This is a genomic window from Thermanaerothrix sp., from assembly GCF_056331585.1.
The window spans coordinates 13,454-33,831 of sequence record NZ_JBWGPQ010000030.1 but is presented as its reverse complement, the minus strand read 5'-3'; the positions used below and the strand labels follow the sequence as shown (position 1 = coordinate 33,831).

At 52.8% G+C, this 20,378-nt stretch carries 19 protein-coding genes; 12 read left to right on the top strand and 7 right to left on the bottom strand.

The window, feature by feature from the left end:
- Positions 1-158 precede the first annotated feature (158 nt).
- Entirely contained in the window at positions 159-374 is a 216-nt protein-coding gene (locus tag AC01YT_RS10450) for a cold-shock protein (RefSeq protein WP_054522216.1), read from the top strand.
- 53 nt (positions 375-427) lie between these two features.
- On the opposite strand, the gene AC01YT_RS10445 is transcribed toward AC01YT_RS10450, so the two are convergent.
- Both AC01YT_RS10445 and AC01YT_RS10440 read right to left on the bottom strand, forming a co-directional pair.
- On the bottom strand, positions 428-1,030 hold the full coding sequence (locus tag AC01YT_RS10445; RefSeq protein ID WP_476675209.1) for a YdcF family protein: 603 nt from the start codon (positions 1,028-1,030) through the stop codon (positions 428-430).
- A gap of 28 nt (positions 1,031-1,058) precedes the next feature.
- Entirely contained in the window at positions 1,059-2,219 is a 1,161-nt protein-coding gene (locus tag AC01YT_RS10440) for a MalY/PatB family protein (protein ID WP_476675207.1), read from the bottom strand.
- Positions 2,220-2,327: 108 nt separating this feature from the next.
- On the opposite strand from AC01YT_RS10440, the gene AC01YT_RS10435 reads away from it, so the two are divergent.
- The 4 genes from AC01YT_RS10435 to AC01YT_RS10420 all read left to right on the top strand — a co-directional run bounded on the left by AC01YT_RS10435 (position 2,328) and on the right by AC01YT_RS10420 (position 5,600).
- Positions 2,328-3,269: a class I SAM-dependent methyltransferase gene (locus tag AC01YT_RS10435; protein WP_476675205.1), complete on the top strand. Its 942-nt coding sequence runs from the start codon at positions 2,328-2,330 to the stop codon at positions 3,267-3,269.
- 29 nt (positions 3,270-3,298) lie between these two features.
- The gene (gene proC / locus AC01YT_RS10430; RefSeq protein WP_424912041.1) at positions 3,299-4,156 is read left to right on the top strand and encodes a pyrroline-5-carboxylate reductase; all 858 of its coding nucleotides are present in this window, start codon (positions 3,299-3,301) and stop codon (positions 4,154-4,156) included.
- 15 nt (positions 4,157-4,171) lie between these two features.
- Positions 4,172-5,035, top strand: coding sequence for a DUF6159 family protein (locus AC01YT_RS10425; RefSeq protein ID WP_476675203.1), 864 nt, complete (start codon positions 4,172-4,174; stop codon positions 5,033-5,035).
- Between the two features lie 121 nt (positions 5,036-5,156).
- Positions 5,157-5,600 carry a CBS domain-containing protein gene (locus AC01YT_RS10420; RefSeq protein ID WP_424912060.1) on the top strand — a complete coding sequence of 148 codons (444 nt, stop codon included), beginning with the start codon at positions 5,157-5,159 and terminating at the stop codon, positions 5,598-5,600.
- Here the strand turns inward: AC01YT_RS10420 and AC01YT_RS10415 are convergent.
- Positions 5,547-6,374 carry a cyanophycinase gene (locus tag AC01YT_RS10415; protein WP_476675201.1) on the bottom strand — a complete coding sequence of 276 codons (828 nt, stop codon included), beginning with the start codon at positions 6,372-6,374 and terminating at the stop codon, positions 5,547-5,549. The genes AC01YT_RS10420 and AC01YT_RS10415 overlap by 54 nt on opposite strands.
- Positions 6,375-6,446: 72 nt before the next feature.
- Here AC01YT_RS10415 and AC01YT_RS10410 point away from each other — a divergent pair, with 72 nt between their 5' ends.
- From AC01YT_RS10410 to AC01YT_RS10395, 4 genes are all read left to right on the top strand, one after another.
- Positions 6,447-7,331, top strand: coding sequence for an AlkZ-related protein (locus AC01YT_RS10410; RefSeq protein ID WP_476675199.1), 885 nt, complete (start codon positions 6,447-6,449; stop codon positions 7,329-7,331).
- 134 nt (positions 7,332-7,465) lie between these two features.
- A complete protein-coding gene (locus tag AC01YT_RS10405; RefSeq protein ID WP_476675197.1) occupies positions 7,466-8,314 on the top strand; it encodes a hypothetical protein in 849 nt (282 codons plus the stop codon).
- Positions 8,315-8,357: 43 nt separating this feature from the next.
- On the top strand, positions 8,358-11,816 hold the full coding sequence (locus AC01YT_RS10400; RefSeq protein WP_424912046.1) for an alpha-amylase family glycosyl hydrolase: 3,459 nt from the start codon (positions 8,358-8,360) through the stop codon (positions 11,814-11,816).
- 96 nt (positions 11,817-11,912) lie between these two features.
- The gene (locus tag AC01YT_RS10395) at positions 11,913-12,269 is read left to right on the top strand and encodes a 4a-hydroxytetrahydrobiopterin dehydratase (RefSeq protein WP_424912047.1); all 357 of its coding nucleotides are present in this window, start codon (positions 11,913-11,915) and stop codon (positions 12,267-12,269) included.
- Here AC01YT_RS10395 and AC01YT_RS10390 read toward each other — a convergent pair whose 3' ends face one another.
- From AC01YT_RS10390 to AC01YT_RS10375, 4 genes are read right to left on the bottom strand one after another with little or no spacing between them, the layout of a single operon-like run.
- Positions 12,270-13,685, bottom strand: coding sequence for a glycoside hydrolase family 13 protein (locus AC01YT_RS10390; protein WP_424912048.1), 1,416 nt, complete (start codon positions 13,683-13,685; stop codon positions 12,270-12,272).
- A gap of 5 nt (positions 13,686-13,690) precedes the next feature.
- Complete coding sequence (locus AC01YT_RS10385; RefSeq protein ID WP_424912049.1) at positions 13,691-14,767, bottom strand: ketopantoate reductase family protein; 1,077 nt, start codon at positions 14,765-14,767, stop codon at positions 13,691-13,693.
- 1 nt (position 14,768) lies between these two features.
- On the bottom strand, positions 14,769-15,695 hold the full coding sequence (gene fmt / locus AC01YT_RS10380; protein ID WP_476675193.1) for a methionyl-tRNA formyltransferase: 927 nt from the start codon (positions 15,693-15,695) through the stop codon (positions 14,769-14,771).
- A 33-nt stretch (positions 15,696-15,728) separates the two neighbouring features.
- A complete protein-coding gene (locus AC01YT_RS10375; protein WP_424912051.1) occupies positions 15,729-15,926 on the bottom strand; it encodes a hypothetical protein in 198 nt (65 codons plus the stop codon).
- Positions 15,927-16,102: 176 nt separating this feature from the next.
- Between AC01YT_RS10375 and AC01YT_RS10370 the strand changes: the two genes are divergently transcribed.
- The 3 genes from AC01YT_RS10370 to AC01YT_RS10360 form a co-directional block, all read left to right on the top strand.
- Positions 16,103-18,313 (top strand): xanthine dehydrogenase family protein molybdopterin-binding subunit, encoded by a 2,211-nt coding sequence (locus AC01YT_RS10370; protein ID WP_476675191.1) that lies wholly within the window; start codon positions 16,103-16,105, stop codon positions 18,311-18,313.
- A gap of 15 nt (positions 18,314-18,328) precedes the next feature.
- Complete coding sequence (locus AC01YT_RS10365; RefSeq protein ID WP_476675189.1) at positions 18,329-19,036, top strand: nitroreductase family protein; 708 nt, start codon at positions 18,329-18,331, stop codon at positions 19,034-19,036.
- 582 nt (positions 19,037-19,618) lie between these two features.
- A partial coding sequence (locus tag AC01YT_RS10360; RefSeq protein ID WP_476675187.1) for an AfsR/SARP family transcriptional regulator occupies positions 19,619-20,378 on the top strand: 760 nt, incomplete at its 3' end.

Sequence of the window (20,378 nt, the reverse complement as noted above, 5' to 3'; positions counted from 1 at the left end):
TATAACACGAGTGCCTACCCCATCAACCACCCTCAAGAAAAATCTGCTGCTAAACGGCTTGACATTTGTTATATTGCATGATAATCTTGCCTCAACGTGGCCCGTGGTAACGCGCCGCAGGCCCCAGTAATCTCAAAGTACCAAATGGAGTTTAAGGCATGTCTGAACGTTATGTAGGAACTGTTAAGTGGTTCAACCCCACCAAGGGGTACGGCTTCATCGGCCGTGAGAATGGCGAGGACGTCTTCGTCCACTACACCGCGATCCAGATGGCCGGCTATCGCCAACTCAAAGAGGGCCAGAAAGTGGAATTTTCCATTGAAGAGGGGCCGAAGGGCCTGCAGGCAGCACGGGTCGTCCCGTTATCCCAATAAACCACCGCTGGCCAATAGCACGCAGGGCTGCAAATGCAGCCCTGTGTTTTTTATTAATCCCCCCGTATACCTATTACAAACCCTGCCAATTTCATCAATTCACTCCATGTTGTCTCCCATCCCTGCCGGCTGAACATCCATGTCGTCGAACGATACCAATGTCCCTGCACCGCACGCACTCGGATCTCAATACCACTTCCTCGATACACCAACCAGAAGATTAATCGCGCCCGAAAGGTATGATAAGGATCGGTAATTACCAGAGCCGATTTCACGCCCAATTGCTCTAGGGTCTCACGCGTAAATCGCGCTTCTTCATACGTGCTACTGGCACGTCCTCGAGTGATGTGAATCGCCTCCCCGGGAATGCCTTTTGAAGCTAACTCATCCGCATTCCAATTCTCTGCGCGTGATCCCTCGGCTTTGGTCAACAACACCACATTCGCCCCGATTTGACGATAAATCCTTACCACTTCTTCCAGACGATCCTTTCCCCCGCCACTCAGTAACACCAATGCCTCTGCAGGTCGCAAAGGGTCTGAGGTGATTAAAACCGCCCCTATTCCCCACAGCAAGGCATAGGCGAGGGTCAATGCAAGGGCTATACCTAAGAGTATTCCTAAGCATGTCCCAGCATAAGATGGACGTTTGATCATGGTGTACCCAAACCGCTCATGAGACCATTCAGGCTCTTTCTAGCGCCTCTTTCATGCGCATCAAACCCCGCTCCAACACCGGGCGAGGGCAACCAAAATTCAAACGTACAAAACCGCGCCCTTCTTGCCCAAAATCCCTGCCGTTGTTCAGAGCCACACGCGCTTTGTTCAAGAAGAATTCATAGGGATTGGGTTGTAAATCCAGGTCCCGACAATCCAGCCACGCCAAGTAAGTTGCCTCAGGACGATTCATTTTTACCCCGGGTAATTCATTATGCACAAACTCATACAAGAAATCGCGGCTAGCCTCTAGCACGCTTAGTAGCGCCTGAAGCCATTCTGCTCCGCGGGTATAGGCGGCTTCGGCAGCCACCAACCCCATGATATTTATACCCCCTCCCAGGTCATGGACAAGTTGCTTAAGCGTCTTTCTTAACGCCGGGTCGGGCACAATGGCGAAGGCAAATTTCAACCCGGCCACGTTAAACGTCTTGCTTGGCGACATCAGGGTAACCGTCTTCTGAGCAACGTCCGGATCAAGCATAGCAATTGGAATGTGCGTATGACCATTGTAGACCAGGTCGCAATGGATTTCATCCGAACAAATGAGCACATCACGCTCCAAGCAGGCCTCCGCCATGGCCCAGAGTTCTTCCCGGGTGAACACGCGCCCCACCGGATTGTGCGGATTGCAGAGCAAGAACATGCGCGTCTCAGGGGTCAACGCTGCCCGAAAACGCTCACCGTCCACATAATAGCGACCTTCAGTATCCCGCGACAACGGCAAGCGTTGATCCTTCATCCCGGCTTGGCGCGCCACATTCAGGAAAGGCGGATAAACCGGCGTTTGAATCAACAATCCGGCTCCAGGGGTCCTTAATGCCATAGCAACCAGGTTAAACCCACTAACCACACTGGGGACAAATACAATCTCCTCTTCGTTCACCCACCAGTTATAGCGCGATTCCAGCCAAGCCACTATCGCTTGCTTTAGGCTTGGCGGATCAATAGCATAACCAAAAACCCCATGCTCAACGCGTTGTTGCAGAGCCTCAATCACCGGTGGCGGGGAGAGAAAATCCATGTCTGCCACCCACATTGGGAGAACATCTTCAGCATACACACGCCATTTAAGACTCTCGGTAGCCCGACGTTCGGGACAGATTTCAAAGTTAAATTTATTCTCCATAGCGCTTACGACCTCACCAGGGTAGAGATACCCGCATTATACTCGCTCAAATCCCATTCTCCGGGTAGTGGTATACTAAAATCCAATCTGTTGTCCCTTTTGAGACCCATGGCTCCTCCCATATCAACATCTCGCCCCCAGTCTCATAACCACACTGCTGCAGTTGTTAAACCACCCCAATTGCAGGTACTCACTTCGCCTGAATGGGAAGATTACGCGCTCTTGGATAGTGGCAACGGACAAAAATTAGAGCGCTATGGGGGATACATTCTAATCCGTCCCGAAGCTGAGGCGATCTGGAAACCCGCTCTACCCGCCGAAGCCTGGTCACAGGCCCACGCGCGCTTTCAACCCTCTGGCGATGAAGGAGGTGGTATCTGGGAGGTAAGGCGCCCACTCCCCGAACGCTGGACAGTGCGCTATAAGCGTCTCCAATGTTGGGTGCAACGAAGCACATCCCGTCACGTTGGTGTTTTTCCGGAACAAGCCAACCAGTGGGATTGGATCCAGGAAGTCATTCGCTCCGCCAAGCGTCCAGTTAATGTACTCAACCTCTTCGGGTACACCGGATTAGCTACGCTTGCCGCCGCCCAAGCTGGTGCGAACGTCACTCACGTGGATGCTTCCCGTAAGGCGATCACCTGGGCACACGAAAACCAGATTTTGAGCGGCCTTCAAGATGCCCCAATTCGCTGGATTGTTGACGATGCATTGAAATTCACCCAACGCGAAGCCCGCCGCGGCCGTCGCTATGATGGCCTAATCCTTGACCCCCCTAAGTTTGGGCGGGGGCCCAAGGGGGAAGTCTGGGAATTCTACAAACTGCTCCCCGAATTACTCCAAGCCTGCCGCGCCGTACTCAGTGCAGAACCGGTTTTCGTCATACTCACGGCTTACGCCGTCAAAGCCTCTGCTATCACGCTTTATTATGCCCTTTCTGAAGTCATGAGCGCCTGGAAAGGTCAAGTAGAAGTAGGGGAGGTGGCTCTCATTGAAACCAGTGGCAATCGCTTATTACCAACGGCAATCTTTGCCCGTTGGTCCGCCTGAACTTATGCCAAAGGAGGTTCGATAGTTTCATGAATGACCAAAGTATCGCACTCATTGGTCCGGGAGTCATGGCTGAAGCCATCATCAACGGTCTGATCCGTCAGAAGGTGGTTGCTCCTAATCAGATCATCGCCGCCGGGCCGCGTCCGGAGCGAGGTCGGGAGTTAACTGAGCGTTACGGCATTCGTTTTACCACCGATAATGCCGAAGCCGCGCGTAGCACAGATATCGTCATCCTTTCCGTCAAACCTCAACGTCTCGAAGCCGTGCTGATCGGCCTACGCGATCAAATCCAGCCCGAGGCACTGGTGCTTTCCATTGTTGCCGGCGCGCCTATCCAAAAGATTGCCCGGACACTCAATCATCCAATCATTGTCCGCGCTATGCCCAACACCCCGGCTCAGATCGGCCAGGGGATCACCGTGTGGACGGCTTCCCCCAGCGTCAGCGGCGCTCAATTGGAGATGGCCAAGCAAATCCTAGGTGCTCTCGGCCAAGAGGTGTTTGTGGAAGAGGAAAATTACCTCGACATGGCGACCGCCCTTTCGGGTACCGGACCTGCATATGTCTTTCTTTTCATGGAAGCCCTGATTGACGCCGGGGTCCACTTGGGATTTCCGCGCCGCATTGCCGAGCAACTGGTCGTACAAACCCTCCGCGGTTCGGTGGAATACTACGCTCTTCGGCGTGCCCACCCGGCTTCCTTGCGCAACGAAGTAACATCGCCTGGCGGCACATCTGCAGCTGCGCTATACTATTTGGAGAAAGCAGGGTTTCGCACGGCCATCAGCCGCGCTGTTTGGGCAGCCTACGAGCGTTCACAGCAACTGGGGCGCGGCAAGAATAGTCAGCCTCCTGAAAACGGCGAACCCAAGGAACAAACTTAACAAGGGGAGAATGCTATGTTTGAAAAATTGCGCAATTCCTGGGAACTGGTCAAAGCCAGTGCGCGCGTTTTGGATGCCGACAAGGAACTGCTAATTTTTCCCCTCATCGCGGGCATCCTGACCCTAATAATCAGTTTAACCTTCTTTATCCCCCTGGTAATCTCCGGTTTCGTGGATAGCGCCCTCTTCGGTAATGCTCAGGTTACTGGTCTTTTGGTCCTATTTGCGTTCTATCTTGTACAGTACACTGCCATTTTCTTCATGAATACCGCCCTGGTTGGCGCTGCCCTCATCCGGCTGCGCGGCGGCGATCCCACATTTAAGGATGGTTTGCAAATTGCGTTTGCACGGTTCGGCGCTGTTGTGGGCTATGCCATCATCGCTGCTACAGTTGGCGTCTTGCTTAAACTGGCAAGCCAACGTAACCGCGGTTTGGGGCGCTGGATTGCCTCATTGCTTGGTCTGGCCTGGAACCTCGCCACCTTTCTCGTGGTACCCGTATTAGCCGCCGAAAACGTTGGCCCTATTGAGGCCATTAAGCGCAGCACCGCCTTGCTCAAGAGAACATGGGGCGAGCAAATAGTGGGCAACGTGGGGTTAGGTATCGTCTTTAGCCTGGCTGGTGTTCTAATCACTTTGGCCGTCATTCCCTTGGCACTAATCGGCTTCCAATTTCCTCAACCAGGTTGGTTCCTGGTGCCGTTGATTATCGCGTATCTGCTGCTTCTGGTATTGCTCAGCCTGCTTCAATCTACTCTGAGCGGTATCTATACCGCGGCGCTTTATCAATACGCCACCACTCACGAACCCGGCCCGTTCTTTGATCCCGAGATTGTGCAGAACGCCTTCCTACCCGCCCAACGCCACGTTTCACTCTGAAATCTCGTCGCGCCAAATCAGAAACACCTACTTGAAAACCAATGAGTGTTTCTGATATATACTCAAATAGAGAGTAACTTGTCTACCCTTTGCTAAACCAGCCGGTGAGGAGGGCATCATGATTAGCACAGTACGCCAAATCTTGCAAAATAAATCCCCTGAGGTGTGGTCAGTCTCCCCTGAAACCACCGTTTTAGACGCGCTTAGACTTATGGCCGAAAAAGATATTGGGGCAGTACTCGTCATGGACGGCGAAAAATTGGTGGGGATTTTTTCCGAACGTGACTACGCTCGGAAAGTGCCCTTGTTGGGTCATTCGGCCGAAACTACGCAAGTCAGAGAGCTGATGACCCCAGAGGTGTACTGCGTCGGCCCCCACCAGACGGTTCAGGAATGCATGGCTTTAATGACCGCAAAACGCATCCGCCATCTTCCCGTGGTTGAGAACAATAAGGTGATCGGTATTGTCACCATTGGAGATGTGGTTAAGGCGGTCATTTCCGATCAAGCCTTATTGCTTGAAGAGATGGAGCATTATATCAGCGGTACCGGTTACGGTCGGTAACATTCCTGCTCTTGTGATGATCATCGGTAGGGATGGAATCGGAAGAGTATCCCATGCCAGCGATTGCCCTGCCTGCAGGTGAATCGCCCAGGGAAGAGAACCGCCGGATAAATAAGGGGCTAAAGGATTGGCCATCATTAGAGTTACCTGGCCAGAGCCAGTGGCGTGGATCCCCTTAGGACTAAGGACAGCTGCAGTAGCCTCATCTACCCCCACGCCTAACCACGTGGGGTAATGCATCAATAGCTGCATTAAGATTTTCTGACGCCTACGCTGACGAAAATGGGGAACAATCACGATACGAGGAAGTAACCCCCACCCTGATTGCCACCGTCTGTTCGAATTTAACGGATGATCTGAGACAAAAACCAGGTCACCCAACACCGCCGCGCCTGCTGAAATTCCCGCGATCACCATTCCAGCAACAAGAGCCTGTTGAAGGATACAACGCAACTGGCTTTCCCTCACCACCCTGAGCAAGCGAATCACATTGCCACCCAGAATTAAGAGACCGTCGATCTGGCTAAAAATGCGCCAAAGCGTTCGGTCCTCGGCCTGGGCCCGTTCCCAAATAGGCAGGATCAACGGTGGACGATGCAACCCCAATTCCAACAACCCCCTGGTGTAGGCCTGCACGACTTGAGGGTTATCGCATGCAGTGGGAAGAATAGCCACCCGAGCACCTACGTCACTCACTTGACTAAGGAAAACAGCCAGGCACTCATCCACAGGGGAAATCTGCCCACCCATAACTATTGCAACGACTGATTGCATTTGCACTAACCTCCTTAATCTCATTATAATGAGAGCGATTTTCGCATCACAAGACAAACCTGAAGCGTGCGCATGCCTTTTCAAACCAACGAGTTTGGTTTTAGTGATAAGGATATTGCAACTTACCGAGCACGAACGTTTCGCTCGCTCCCTGCGCTGCGCCTCCGTTCGCGCGAGGATGCTATCAATTTCGTCATTCAACGGGGTTTTGTCCTTTTTTGGCCAGCCCAAGGCCTTATCATGCCCAGCCTTTGGGTGGCTACTGCAGGAGATCGCCCGGTCGCCGACGCCCATGATGATCCAGGACACATCTGCTGGGATTGGAAGGATAGCCTTTTGGGTAAACGGGTATGGTATTATGCCCGCGTCATCCGTGGCAAAAACACGTTAATCGCTCTGGAAGCCCTCCCCTATTTCTATGCCCTTTCCCCCAATTACGGAGATCCCGAACATGATTATCTGGATCAATATCGCGAGGGTTTATTGACGCTCGAGGCTAAACAAGTTTATGAGGCACTCCTGCGTGAGGGTCCCTTGGATACCCTAGCTTTACGCCGCGCGGCTCATCTCAGCAGCCCTGAAAGCACCTCACGCTTTGAGCGTGCATTGATGACCTTGCAGATGCAGTTTCGTGTACTCCCTATCGGCACCGCTGAGGTTGGTGCGTGGCGTTATGCGTTTGTTTACGACGTCACCCACCGCCACTTTCCCGATTTGATCGCTCAAGCTGGAAGAATCCAGGAAGATGAAGCCAGGGCTTATCTGCTCCGTCGGTATCTGCTCAGTGTTGGTGCCATCCCCATCTTTCATCCCATGCGCCTGTTTGGGTGGAATGATATAGACCTGCAACGCGCCATCCGTCGGCTTGAACGAGATGGTTATCCCCTAAGGCGCGGGCTGAGAAACACGCAATCGGCAGAGGAATGGTTGGCTTGCCCCGAACTCTTTAACTCATGACTCGTCCCAACCTGATAATCCATGTAGATTGGAGTAGCCAGCCCAGCAAACGGTGGCTGGCTTGGGGGAGACGTGTTTCCTCTAGGGGCTATGAAATCTATTCTCCGCTTCCGGTACAAACAGGCGAGAAGCTTTTGACGTTAGTGCAAACTCATCTTCCCCCTGATGGCTGTGCACTGGTCGGATTTGATTTTCCCATTGGCTTGCCCTTGGAATATGCCCAGAAAATAGGATACAGTCACTTTCTTTCTTTTCTTAACCAACTCGAAAACAGCGCATGGCCCGATTGGTTCCGGGTGGCTGACCAGGCCGCAGAGATCAACCTCGGACGGCCGTTTTACCCCTCCCGCCCTGGCAACAAACGTTTAGCACACCTTGTTGAAAGGTTGGAGTTATCCTCCCCCCGGTCGCTTTGGCGCGAATGCGATTGCGCTACCCCCTATCGGCGCGCCGCTGCACCTTTATTTTGGACGATGGGAGCACAACAAGTCGGAAAGACCGCCCTCTCAGGGTGGCGTGAATTGTTAATCCCTGCCCGGCACCTTACACAGCCCCAAGTCAGACTCTGGCCTTTTGAGGGTTGGCTGGATGAATTACTCCAACCCTCTACCCTTGTCATGGCAGAAACCTACCCTGCAGAGTATTATGCGGCGCTTGGGTTAGATCTCCATCTCTCTTTACCAGGTCAGAAAAAAGGGAAAAGGTCTTACTATACCCGCTGTGCCAACGCCCCCAGCCTCTTGGCGGCAGTTCGGCAATTGAAAATCCATCTTGCACCCGACCTTGAACACGAGATAAACCATGGTTTTGGCTCCGCCCTTACCGCCGAGGATGCCTTTGATGCTTTAGTCGGGTTGTTGGGGATAATCATGGTGTTGGAGAATCGCTTACCCGCCAATCCTCCTTTAGACGCCCCTTACTTAATCGAGGGCTGGATTTTAGGCCTGCGCCGAGAGAAGACCGGCTATAATGAAGTTGGATAAACCTCGGCGCTCAAATCATTATCCCCCAGGGAGGCATGTTTTGATGGAATTTCACATCTCGCGGCGTGCTCGTGAACGCTATCAATTTGATGAAACGCTGTTCTCTTTCAATGGCAATGTCATCCTGGCCGACTTTCAGGCTGCCCGCCGCTTTGCCCAAAGGATGAATCTTCGCCGTGATCTGGCCCGCCATCCCGAAAAAGTGGTTCGGGCGGGTGAGATTAATGCCATGGGACTCATTGACGAGATTTTGCACTTGGTGGCTGCTCTTTACCGCCGCCAGAAAAACCCGCAGGTGCTTGACCAAGCGCTGGCTTGGCTAGAAGCCCGCATTGGCAAAGCTAATCTTGACCGTACCCTATTGGAATTTGTGCGCGAATTTCCACCCTTGCCGGTTTATCGTAATCACATAAGCCCCGAGGATTACCTCAAAGGACAAACCGCCGAATTTTCGCACCGCGCAGCAACCCTGGAAGAGATGCTCCTTTTATGGGTAAATAACCGCAATCCTGCACTCGATCCTTATCTGGAACTCTTCGATGAAGAATATCTACGTCGTGAAACGGCTTACGCAGCGCTTATTCGCGAACTCTATCAGTTCTTTGAAAACCAACCGACCTTTGGCCCGGATGACCAACACCTAATAGACATGATGCGCGCACCGGCCATCGCGCATCCTAATTCCCTCTTTGAACAATTGGACTATATCCGGCAGCGTTGGGGGTATTTGTTGGGCGAATACCTGACCCGTTTACTCAAAAGCCTGGATCTACTCAAAGAGGAACAGAAATCCCCCTTCCTGGGGCCGGGCCCGGTGGAAATTCCCACTTATTCGCACCTTGAGGGTGAACCGGAAGCCTTCAGCCCTGATCGTGAATGGATGCCAAGGTTGGTTCTCATTGCCAAAAATACCTATGTCTGGCTGGATCAACTCAGCAAAAAATATGGGCGACCCATTCAGCGCTTAGATCAGATCCCAGATGAAGAAATGGACACGCTGGCACGTTGGGGGATCAGCGGCTTATGGCTGATCGGGATTTGGGAACGCAGCCGTGCCTCAGCCCGCATTAAGCAGTTGTGCGGCAACCCCGAAGCCATCGCTTCGGCATACTCCCTTGCCGAATACCGTGTGGCCGATGACTTGGGAGGCGAAACCGCCTATCAGAACCTCCGAGATCGCGCCTGGCAACGCGGTATTCGCCTGGCCAGTGACATGGTGCCCAATCACATGGGAATTGACTCACGCTGGGTCATCGAACACCCCGATTGGTTCATCGGCCTGGATTATAGCCCCTTCCCCTCCTACACTTTCAACGGTCCGGATCTTTCGAGCGACCCGTGGGTTGGAATCTTTTTAGAAGACCATTACTACGACCGCACGGATGCCGCCGTGGTCTTCAAGCGTGTGGATCACACCACCGGCGATACCCGCTACATCTACCACGGCAACGACGGCACCAGCATGCCCTGGAACGACACAGCGCAATTGAATTACCTCAAACCCGAGGTGCGCGAAGCCGTGATGCAAACCATCTTGGAAGTGGCGCGTAAATTCCCGATCATACGCTTTGACGCTGCAATGACCTTGACCAAACGGCACTACCAGCGCCTGTGGTTCCCGGAGCCGGGCAGTGGCGGCGCCATTCCCTCCCGTGCCGAACACGGACTGACCAAGCAGGAATTTGATCGCCTGATGCCCAATGAATTCTGGCGTGAGGTTGTTGACCGCGTCGCCCAGGAAGCTCCCGACACCCTGCTCCTCGCTGAAGCCTTCTGGCTGATGGAAGGCTACTTTGTGCGCACACTGGGCATGCACCGAGTCTACAACAGCGCCTTTATGAACATGCTCCGCAATGAAGAGAACGCCAACTATCGCACCTTAATCAAAAACACTTTGGAATTTGAACCCGAAATTCTTAAGCGCTATGTGAACTTCATGAACAATCCCGATGAGCGCACTGCCGTAGAACAGTTTGGCAAAGGAGATAAATATTTTGGTGTTTGCACGCTGATGTGCACTTTACCAGGCCTGCCCATGTTTGGCCATGGCCAAATTGAGGGATTCGCCGAAAAATACGGTATGGAATTCCGTCGCGCTTACTGGGATGAAACGCCAGATCTGGACCTCATTGCCCGTCACGAACGACAAATCTTCCCCTTGCTCCACCGCCGTGCCCTGTTTGCCGGCGTGGAAAACTTTTTGCTCTATGATTTCTACACCCCAGAAGGTTATGTTAATGAAGATGTCTTTGCCTTTTCTAACCGCCTCGGCGACGAGAGCGCACTAGTCATCTATCATAATCGTTTTGCCAAAACCCGCGGCTGGATTAAGACCTCGGTAGGTTTCTTGGAGAAAAAAGGGGCAAAGCGGCATCTGGTACAACGCTCACTAGGTGAGGGTTTGGGTTTAAGCCGTGACCCGAATACGTTTGTGATTTATCGCGACCTTGTGGACGGCCTGGAATACCTCCAACCCACGTCCGAAATTCATGATAAAGGCTTGTATTTCGAACTCAATGCTTATCAAACCCACGTTTTTCTCGACTTTCGCGAAGTGACCGATGACACCAACGGCACCTACCGCCGCCTTTGGGAACGACTTCAAGGACGGGGCACGCCGAGCCTGTGGCGTGAACTCCAGCAAATTCGCTGGGAACCCATCTGGCAACCACTGCGTGAAATTTACCACCCGGGGTATCTCCGCTATCTGCTCCAACAGCGCATAACCCAACCGCAGCAATGCCCACCAGTGCATTTGCTTGATGAAGCCCAACACAAGTTAGAAGCCCTACTAAGGGGAATAGAAACCCTAACTGGGTACCGCAGCGACTGGGCGCACATTCTATCGAATTTGCGGGCACGGCTAAGTTTGATCATGCATTGGCCCGTCTTGGGGATTAAACTCAGTCTCCCCACAACGCGTCGGCTCAATCAAGCCTTGCAAAATCTTCAGGATCAGATTCTCGGAACACCCGAACGCTGGCTGGCCCTGGTTTGTGCCGCGTTCAGTCTGGAAATCGGACGAGTCAAAGACTCAATGCATGTTAAGGAGCAAACGCTGGAGTGGCTTGAAGCCTGGCAGGTTCCCCACCTGCTCTCCGAAACGGCTAAAGACCTTGGCCTCACGCCCGAACAGGCTCAGACCTTCATCACGGGCTTTCGCATTTTGATTGCGCACCAGGATTGGTATGATGAAGAGGCCCTTTCCCGCTCCCTCAGCGAGGTCATGGCAAACTGGCTTGCCGATTCAGAAATTCAATCCTTGATCGGATTGCATTCGCATGAGGGAGTGCTGTGGTTCCACAAAGAAGGCTTTGAAACCTTGGTGGCGCTTATGCAAGCCGTTGGGCTCTTAGCTCTCGCCAGTTTGCCCACCTGGAAATGTTCCCCCTTTTACGAACGCGTGCTAGTCTTATATCATCTGGGACAGACTCTTCACAATGCCGCTACCAAAGCAGGTTATCAACTCGAGGTAATGATGAAATATCTCCAAAGTGTATAGACTTTTGCCCTTCGGTGGAGCGTATCTTTTGCAATTCGGACTTAAACTCTCTATAATGAAGATGTGCGAGAGACTGTGTCCCAAATGGAGGTCAGGATGAGTCCGCTGGTAGAAGAAAAATGCGTATCATGTCATGGAGGGGTTCCACCGCTGAATAACGACGAAATTGCTCAGTTGCTCCCGGAAGTGCCGGGATGGGAGGTGATTGAAGTAGAAAACCAAAAGCGCCTGCAACGAACCTTCAAGTTCAAGGATTTTGCGAATGCCCTGGATTTCACAAACCGCATCGGACAAATTGCCGAGGCCGAGGGACATCATCCCTTGATGATTACTGAGTGGGGTAAGGTTACCGTAGCTTGGTGGACGCATGCCATCGGCGGCTTGCATCGCAACGACTTCATCATGGCGGCCAAAACCAACCAAATCTTTGCCCAAATGACAGCCAACGGTTAGTCAGTTGCTTTCGGTAGTCGTATAAGCCGCTTCGAAAACACCATATGGCGGTAGATGCACCCAGAGATACCCATCTTCAACTCGCCAGGCGAAATTTTCTCCCAACAAGGGGTGAAGAGCGATCTCGCTTACTTGCCCCAACGAGTGAAGACTCACGCCTACAGTACGTTCAGAAGCCCCCGCATTCAGCACCATCAACACCGATCCATGAGGGTGCTGCCGTACAAATGCACAGCAGCGGCTCGAATCCTCAACACTGACCAGGCGAAATTCACCCCGCCGAAGCGCAATATGGGTTTTGCGCAGCTGGATTAACCGCTTAACCCACGCTCTCAGATCCTGATCCCAAAATGCCTCATCCCAGGGGAAGGCACGCCGGCAGTCTGGATCTTTGTCGCCTAGCAAGCCAATCTCATCACCATAATAGATCGCTGGCACCCCTGGCAGAGCAAACTGAAGGGCAAAAGCCAATTTGACAGCTTCACGGTGTCCCCCCAACACGGTCATCACCCGCGGGGTATCATGAGAGCCCAAAGGCACATACATGGCCAAGCGGTTCTCAGGGGCATAAGCATTCAGAATGCGCTCGACGTCTTGGGCAAATTGGCTGGCTGTATGCTCACGGTTGAGAAAGCGCAAAATCGCTTCACGTAGGGGGTAATTCATTAGGCCGTCAAAGTGCCCTTCGCTAACCCAACGCGGGTTGACCTCCCAAATCTCCCCCACCAAATAAGCCTCAGGGTTGATCCCTTTCACGGTCTTACGAAATTCGGCCCAGAATGCGTCATCGTCAATCTCATTTGGGACATCCAAACGCCAGCCATCAATGCCTTTCTCTGTCCAAAAGCGCGCCACACTCATGAGGTAATTCCGCACCCGCGGGTTGCTCGTATTAAATTTAGGTAGGCTCTTAATGCCCCACCAGGCTTCGTATCGCGCGGGTCCGTGCGAATAGGCATTGAGGGGGAATTTATGAATGTGAAACCAGTCGCGGTAAGCCGAATGCTGCTGATTCTCCAGAACATCCACAAAGGCGAAAAAACCCCGCCCACAATGATTAAAAACGCCATCCAGGATAATCCGTATCCCCTGGCGGTGGGCATAATCCAAAAGCTGCTCAAAATCCTGCATGCTTCCCAAGCGCTCATCAATGCGAAAATAATCTGTGGTGTTATAGCGATGAGTGGAAGGAGAGAGAAAAATCGGATTAAGATAAATGGCCGTGATTCCCAAATCGAGAAGATAATCCAGGCGTTGCAGAATGCCCTTTAGATCTCCGCCTTGAAAGTGATAAAGATCAGGGGGCGAGCCCCAGGGTCGCACGTTCGGCGGATCGTTATCTGGATCTCCGTTGGCGAAGCGATCGGGAAAAATTTGATAAAAAATAGCATCCGTAACCCACGCTGGTACATTCATAAAGATCACCCCATAGTCCGACGAACTTGCTCGAGCAATACCTCAGGACGCCTTTGAAACTGGGTTTTCGGTAAATCACCGCGGCTAAGGGCTAACAGGGTTTCGTTGAGCACCCGGTTGATGGGTGTGTACACTCCCAAGCGCTGACCGAAACGCACGACAGCGCCGTTGAGATAATCCACTTCGGTTTTACCCTGCCCGCCATGCAAGTCAATGTGCAGGGAGGGCATTTTTTGTCCCCGTCCGCGGCTGAGGAAAGGGCTTAGTATAGGGCGACTGATGGCTGGTGGCAAAGCGCTCATAAACGTTACTAATAAACGCAGCGGGGCTCCCGGCAAATTTACCACGGTCAACCCCAATCGGCGCATGACGGCCATGGCTTCGCGAATTTGGCCTACCTCTAATGCATACAACTCGGGATGGGCAAAGACTTCCGCTGGGCTCATGTCGAGAATCGCCGCTGAAGCATTGGCCAGTAAATTGGTTAAGAGTTTGGACCATTTCATCGTTGCAGCGTCCGGATATTCACGCGCACGCAACCCCGCAGCATTCAAGATCGCCAGCAAAGGGGGCAGCAATTTATGCCCTTGTGCCACTCCCATCCCCCGCAAACGTTCCACGACCGCCACCCCCACCTCAGGGCGGCTGACTGCGCTGGTTAGCGTCGCCGGTATAACATTGGCTTCACCCACAACCCGTGCCAGGTACACCTCACTCTCAACGCCGTTTTGCAAACACACCAAAGGCGGTAGCGCCGCACGGTAAGGAAACAAAGCCTTAACGAAATCTTCAATATCATACGCCTTAACTGTGACCAAGCCCATGTCGTAAGGCCCTAACCTTAGGGCTTCGTCCAAAGAAGTTGCCAGTAGCGGCTCGGGGAGGGCATAGGTGGTTCCTTCTAAAACAAGGCGCAGACCGCGCGCCCGCAAGATTTTCGCCGTCGCCGGGCGCACCAGGAACACGACACGCTGGCCGACCTGCATCAGGCTTCCGCCTATATACGTTCCGAGCGCACCCGCCCCAATGCACAGAAACGACCAGCGTGGGATCGAAGGGGATGCTAAGGTGACTGATCGCAAATCAGGTCTCTCCGCTCTCCCAATCTCGCGCACCTCGCAAAAAGTCGCTACCCGACATGGGGCGTTTTCCAGCGGGCTGGACCTCATCGAGAACCAGGATTCCTGATACCGTACCAACAGCCGGAAAGCCATTTAGCATACCGCGCTGGCCAGGGTGAAGCGATTCTGTAACCTCGACATGCGCTCGCAACACTTTCAGGGGTAATCCCCGAAACTCTATAAACGCTCCCGGCCAAGGGGTAAATGCTCGCACCTTGCGCACCAATGCCTCCGCAGGTAAATGCCAATCCAGACGTCCGTCCTCTTTCTTGAGCAGGGGTGCGTAGGTAGCCAAACTCTCATCCTGAGGTTGGGGGGTAATATGCCCGGCAAGATACTCGGGTAGGGTTTCGATCAACAACTGCGCACCCAGTTCCGCCAAACGCTGGCTTAATGTAGCGGCGTTGTCATCTTCGCGAATCGGCTCACGCCGTTGGCTCAAGATGGGTCCGGTATCCACCCCAGCATCCATTTTCATAATGGTCACCCCGGTCTCTTTATCGCCATGGAGCAGGGCCGCCTGAATCGGCGCCGCACCGCGCCAACGGGGCAATAGCGAGGCATGCACGTTAAGACAACCAAAAGTCGGTAGGTCAAGCACATTTTGGCGTAAGATCTGTCCAAATGCCGCTACAACGATGAGATCCGGCTGCCAGGCTTGCAGTTGGGCCATGGCCTCGGGCTGGCGCAGTTTCTCCGGCTGAATGACCGGCAGCCCCAGCGATTGGGCTAACACCTTAACTGGGGGTGGGGTTAATTTTTGCCCCCGACCCGCTGGGCGATCCGGCTGGGTCACCACGCCCACTACGTTATAGTGCGCTGCCAGTTCCCGCAAAGTCGGCAACGCAAATTCAGGTGAGCCCATGAAAACGATGCGCAGGGCTGACATACTGGCATACCATAACAGGGTAACGGGCCTGGTTTAGCTCTTTTCTTCGCTTTCGATGACCGCTCGCATCAGTTGTAAAAATTCATCCCATTCTTCCTGAAAGAAATGGACGGTGAAATTTCCTAATTCTAAATGATAGGTCATCTCGCCATCGGGTTCTTCTGCCCGCCAGGCCATGTAATTTTCGGTCTCAGCTATCGTCTCAGTTTTCGGTTCATTCCGTCCGTTCATGATGCACGCTCCTATCAACAAGGTTTGTTTTATTATCCCATATTCAGGCTCAACTCACCAGGGAAATGGTATGGCTTAATGTCTGACTTAAGACAAACGTAACTTGCTCCTCGAGAACAATTTGCCATAAAATTGGAACAGGGTATGTGATTGGATTCTCGCCACGGGAGGCTGCCATGGAGAAAACAAAATATAACGTCATCGGGAAACCCGTCCCTCGCATTGATGCTGTTAGCAAAGTGACCGGGCAGGCCAAATATCCTGGCGATCTTTCAATGCCAGGTATGCTTCATATGAAGATACGCTTTGCCGAGAGACCCCATGCCCGCATTCTCAACATTGACACCTCAAAAGCGGAAGCCTACCCAGGCGTTGTCGCAGTTTTTACCGCTAAGGATGTACCGGTTAACGAGTACGGGCTTCAACAACCTGATCAGCCAGTGCTCTGCGGTCCGGGTTCGGATAAACCTGGTGCTGATGTCGTTCGCTTTGTAGGTGATCAGGTCGCCCTGGTGGTTGCTGAAACCGAAGAAGCTGCCGCCGCTGCCTGCAACCTGATTGAGATCACGTACGAAGATTTACCAGTGGTCACCGATCCTCGTGAAGCCATGAAGCCCGGTGCCCCGCTTATCCACCCCGAGCGTGGTGATACCAACGTCTGTGTTCATTACAAGATTCGCAAAGGAGACATCAACGAGGGATTTGCCCAAGCCGATGTCATTGTCGAAAGCGAGTATCAATTACCTTTCCAGGAACACGCCTACCTGCAACCCGAGGCGGGCCTGGCCTATGTAGACGAAGAAGGGAGAATTACAGTCCAGGTGGCCGGGCAATGGACGCATACCGATCAAAAACAGATTGCCCACGCATTGAATTTGCCGTTGGAAAAGGTACGGGTGATTTACCCTGCCATTGGGGGTGCCTTTGGTGGGCGCGAGGATATGTCGGTGCAAATTGTCCTGGCCTTGGCGGCCTGGAAACTCAACCGTCCGGTGAAGATCATTTGGTCACGGCGCGAATCCATCATCGGACATGGCAAGCGCCATCCCATGTACGTTCGTGCGCGATGGGGCGCCACCCGTGAGGGTAAACTTGTAGCTGCCGAAACCGAGGTCATTGCCGATGCTGGTGCCTATCTTTACACCACCAATAAGGTACTGGGCAATGCCACAGTTGTCCACACGGGGCCGTACTATATTCCCCATGTAAAAGCCGATGTGTATGGAGTTTATACGAATAATTTGCCCACTTGTGCCTTCCGTGGATTTGGCGCACCCCAGGGCAATTTTATTGCCGAAATGCAGATGAACAAATTGGCTGAAGTACTGGGCATGGATCCCGTGGAATTTCGTCTCAAAAACGCCCTGCGTGAAGGTCAAACTTTGGCCGTAGGCACCACCCCACCGGGGCCAATCAGCGTTCTGGAGGTGATCCAAGCCGCAGCCGATCGATTTGGCTGGGAGCAACGCAAACGCGAATTAGCTCAACAAGACCCCAAGGCAACATTGAAACGCGGGATCGGGTTTGCCTGTGGCTTCAAGAACGTGGGGTTCAGTTTCGGCTATCAGGAAAACTGCTGGGCTCGCATTGAATTACACGGTGCCGAAAAAATTGAACGGGTGGTGCTCCACCATGCCGGTGCCGAGGTTGGACAGGGCACACATACCGTCATGGTGCAGATGGCGGCTGAAGCGATTGGTGTGCCGGTGGAAAAGGTCACTTTAATCACCCACGACACGCTCAACATGGGAAATGCAGGTAGTGTCTCCGCCTCACGCATGACCTTCATGGCCGGAAACGCCATCCGTGGTGCGGCGGAGATCGCCCTGCGCAAGTGGCACGACGAAGAACGCCCCGCCATCGGGGAATACACCTACCTTGCTCCTAAAACGACCCCCTTTACCCTGGAAACCGGTTATTCCATGCCAAACTTTGCCTACGCTTATGTGGCCCAAGCAGTAGAACTGGAAATAGATACCGAAACCGGCCAGGTACGCATTCTCCGCGTGGTTTCCGCTGATGACGTAGGACAGGCGATCAACCCTCAGTTGGTTGAAGGCCAAATTGAGGGCGCTGTGGTGCAAGCTCAGGGTTACGCCTTGCTGGAAAACTTTATTATGAAAGATGGCTATGTCCTGACCGATCAGTTAAGCACCTACCTCATTCCAACTGTCTTGGATGTGCCCGAAAAAGTTGAGCCCGTTATCGTGGAGGTACCCGATCCCCGGGGCCCATGGGGAGCGCGTGGATTAGGTGAATTGCCTTATCTACCTCTTACCCCCGCAATTTTGGCTGCAATTCACAACGCTACTGGGATCTGGGTAAACGCCTTCCCGGTTACTCCAGAACGCCTGTGGAAGGCATTACACGCCACTCAACCCGCCTGAGGGAAGAGAGAGACCATGGCCGAGACTTGGCGTATTCTCATCCGGGAAGGCGAAGGAACAGAACCCCGTGAATTTACATCAGGGGTAAGGCAGTTAGGCCTTACCCCGTCAGAGTTAACTCTATGGCTACCAGACCAGAAAACCCGCTCCTTTGCCATTTCCAATGCCACCATAGACCTTGAAAACCACAGGATAGAATTACGCGCTCGGTCTCTGCCCCTCATCCTTGAATATATTTACCGCCGCCGCAGCATTCGCAAATACACAAATGAACCGGTCAATGCGGAGACAATAGACCTCTTGCTCAAGGCTGCCATGGCTGCCCCGTCGGCTAACGACGTGCGCCCGTGGGCATTCATCGTGGTGCGTGAGCCGGAACGGCGCCGAGCGTTGGCTAAAATCAAGCAGTGGGCGTTTATGTGCGCCGATGCACCGGTGGTCTTTGCCATACTGGGTAATCCCAACCTTTCGGATCACTGGATTGAGGATTGCAGCGCTGCTGCCGAGAATCTGCTCCTGGCAGCGGCTGGGCTGGGACTGGGTGGCGTCTGGGTTGCTATCTACCCTCGCGCGGAATATGAGAAAAAAGTACGCACCCTGCTGAACATTCCCCCGAACTGGCGCGTGCTGTGCTTATTGGCAGTAGGACACCCTGATGAACACAAACCACCTCGCACTCGCTATGAAGCTAACAAGGTTTATTATGAAACTTTTGGTGCCTAAGTTATACTCTGACCAATACCTGTAATTGAATTGAAAGAACGAAATCCGATGGCCCACCATCACTCGCTTTTATTGCGTTAATTCCATCCGCAATGAACTTGTAACATACCATGAAGATTAGACTCAGGTATTGGTAGGAAGGAGCAAATTATTGAATTTAACCCCGGTTCATGTTATTCTGAAAGCGGCCATCACGTTTAGGCACATGTTTTGCGGGGCATAAAAATGGTTTGGGAAAACTCAAATCGCAGCCTCACCAGCACACCGTCTTGGGGGATGACCTAAGTTTCATCGCTTAACTATCAAATATCCCAACCAAAACAAAGAAGTTTCCAGCAGGCTTGTGCCTTTAGAGGCAACTGAAAGCTTGCTTTTTCGCGTTGAGCAGGCCCGATATTTCCTCTCTAGCCAACAGACTCACCCGTCTCATACGAGAGGTGGTCGCTAGGGAACATCGCGGGGTTTTCTTTTGGTGGAACAATTGTGGTCTTTCAAGATAGATTGGCATTGACATTCAAGGGCTCAACAAATCTGCGCATCTTTCTATTAGGACCGCCCCGGGTAGAGAGTTCAAGCGGTTTATTGACAATTCCTCGCCGTCAAGCACGAGCCTTGTTATATCGTTTGGCAACAACCATGCAACCCATTCCAAGGGAGCGGTTGTGTTATTTATTCTGGCCTGATGAATCAGAAGCCTCTGCTCGTCGTCACCTCAGCCACTTAATCACTCATCTTCATCTCGCTTTACCTGATCCAACGCCTTTCATCTTTGTGGGCGATCAGATAGGGCTTGATCCTCAACGGGTGTGGTCAGATGTCGCAACTTTCGAGCGCCTCTGCGCCAACCTAAGCCGGCAAGGTTTTGGGCCTCTACTCCGAGAAAAAGGCATCCCAACCTCACAGGCATTGATCACTGCTCTCGAACTAGGGGTGAGGCTTTACCAGGGGGCTTTTTTAGAGGGATTTTCGCTCCCCTCACTGGCAGAATTTGAAGAATGGATGATTCAGCAACGATATTCGTTGGAACGTCTTTATCTTCTGGCGCTTGGTGAACTTATTGAACGCACCTCTGCACAAGGGAAATTCGAATCGGCCATTTTATACGCCCAACGCTATCTGGACACCGATCCCCTTGCCGAAGATGTTCACCGCCGTTTGATCGAACTCTTTGCGGTTACCGGCAATCGGAATACCGCGGTGCGCCAATTTGAAACCTGCACCCGCATGTTAGAACTTGGCGTCAGCCCACTCCCCGAAACACATGCGGCATATCAGGATGCCCTTGAAGGGCGCAAATCCCTCAAATGGGTAGGAAAAAGACCTGGAAACCGGGGCCGGGGTT

Coding starts and splice junctions, on each gene's coding strand:
- AC01YT_RS10375 (WP_424912051.1), bottom strand. CDS start 15,926: ATGAACGGACGGAATGAACCGAAAACTGAGACGATAGCTGAGACCGAA.
- fmt (WP_476675193.1), bottom strand. CDS start 15,695: ATGTCAGCCCTGCGCATCGTTTTCATGGGCTCACCTGAATTTGCGTTG.
- AC01YT_RS10445 (WP_476675209.1), bottom strand. CDS start 1,030: ATGATCAAACGTCCATCTTATGCTGGGACATGCTTAGGAATACTCTTA.
- AC01YT_RS10450 (WP_054522216.1), top strand. CDS start 159: ATGTCTGAACGTTATGTAGGAACTGTTAAGTGGTTCAACCCCACCAAG.
- proC (WP_424912041.1), top strand. CDS start 3,299: ATGAATGACCAAAGTATCGCACTCATTGGTCCGGGAGTCATGGCTGAA.
- AC01YT_RS10395 (WP_424912047.1), top strand. CDS start 11,913: ATGAGTCCGCTGGTAGAAGAAAAATGCGTATCATGTCATGGAGGGGTT.
- AC01YT_RS10415 (WP_476675201.1), bottom strand. CDS start 6,374: ATGCAATCAGTCGTTGCAATAGTTATGGGTGGGCAGATTTCCCCTGTG.
- AC01YT_RS10440 (WP_476675207.1), bottom strand. CDS start 2,219: ATGGAGAATAAATTTAACTTTGAAATCTGTCCCGAACGTCGGGCTACC.
- AC01YT_RS10370 (WP_476675191.1), top strand. CDS start 16,103: ATGGAGAAAACAAAATATAACGTCATCGGGAAACCCGTCCCTCGCATT.
- AC01YT_RS10425 (WP_476675203.1), top strand. CDS start 4,172: ATGTTTGAAAAATTGCGCAATTCCTGGGAACTGGTCAAAGCCAGTGCG.
- AC01YT_RS10390 (WP_424912048.1), bottom strand. CDS start 13,685: ATGAATGTACCAGCGTGGGTTACGGATGCTATTTTTTATCAAATTTTT.
- AC01YT_RS10410 (WP_476675199.1), top strand. CDS start 6,447: ATGCCTTTTCAAACCAACGAGTTTGGTTTTAGTGATAAGGATATTGCA.
- AC01YT_RS10400 (WP_424912046.1), top strand. CDS start 8,358: ATGGAATTTCACATCTCGCGGCGTGCTCGTGAACGCTATCAATTTGAT.
- AC01YT_RS10365 (WP_476675189.1), top strand. CDS start 18,329: ATGGCCGAGACTTGGCGTATTCTCATCCGGGAAGGCGAAGGAACAGAA.
- AC01YT_RS10435 (WP_476675205.1), top strand. CDS start 2,328: ATGGCTCCTCCCATATCAACATCTCGCCCCCAGTCTCATAACCACACT.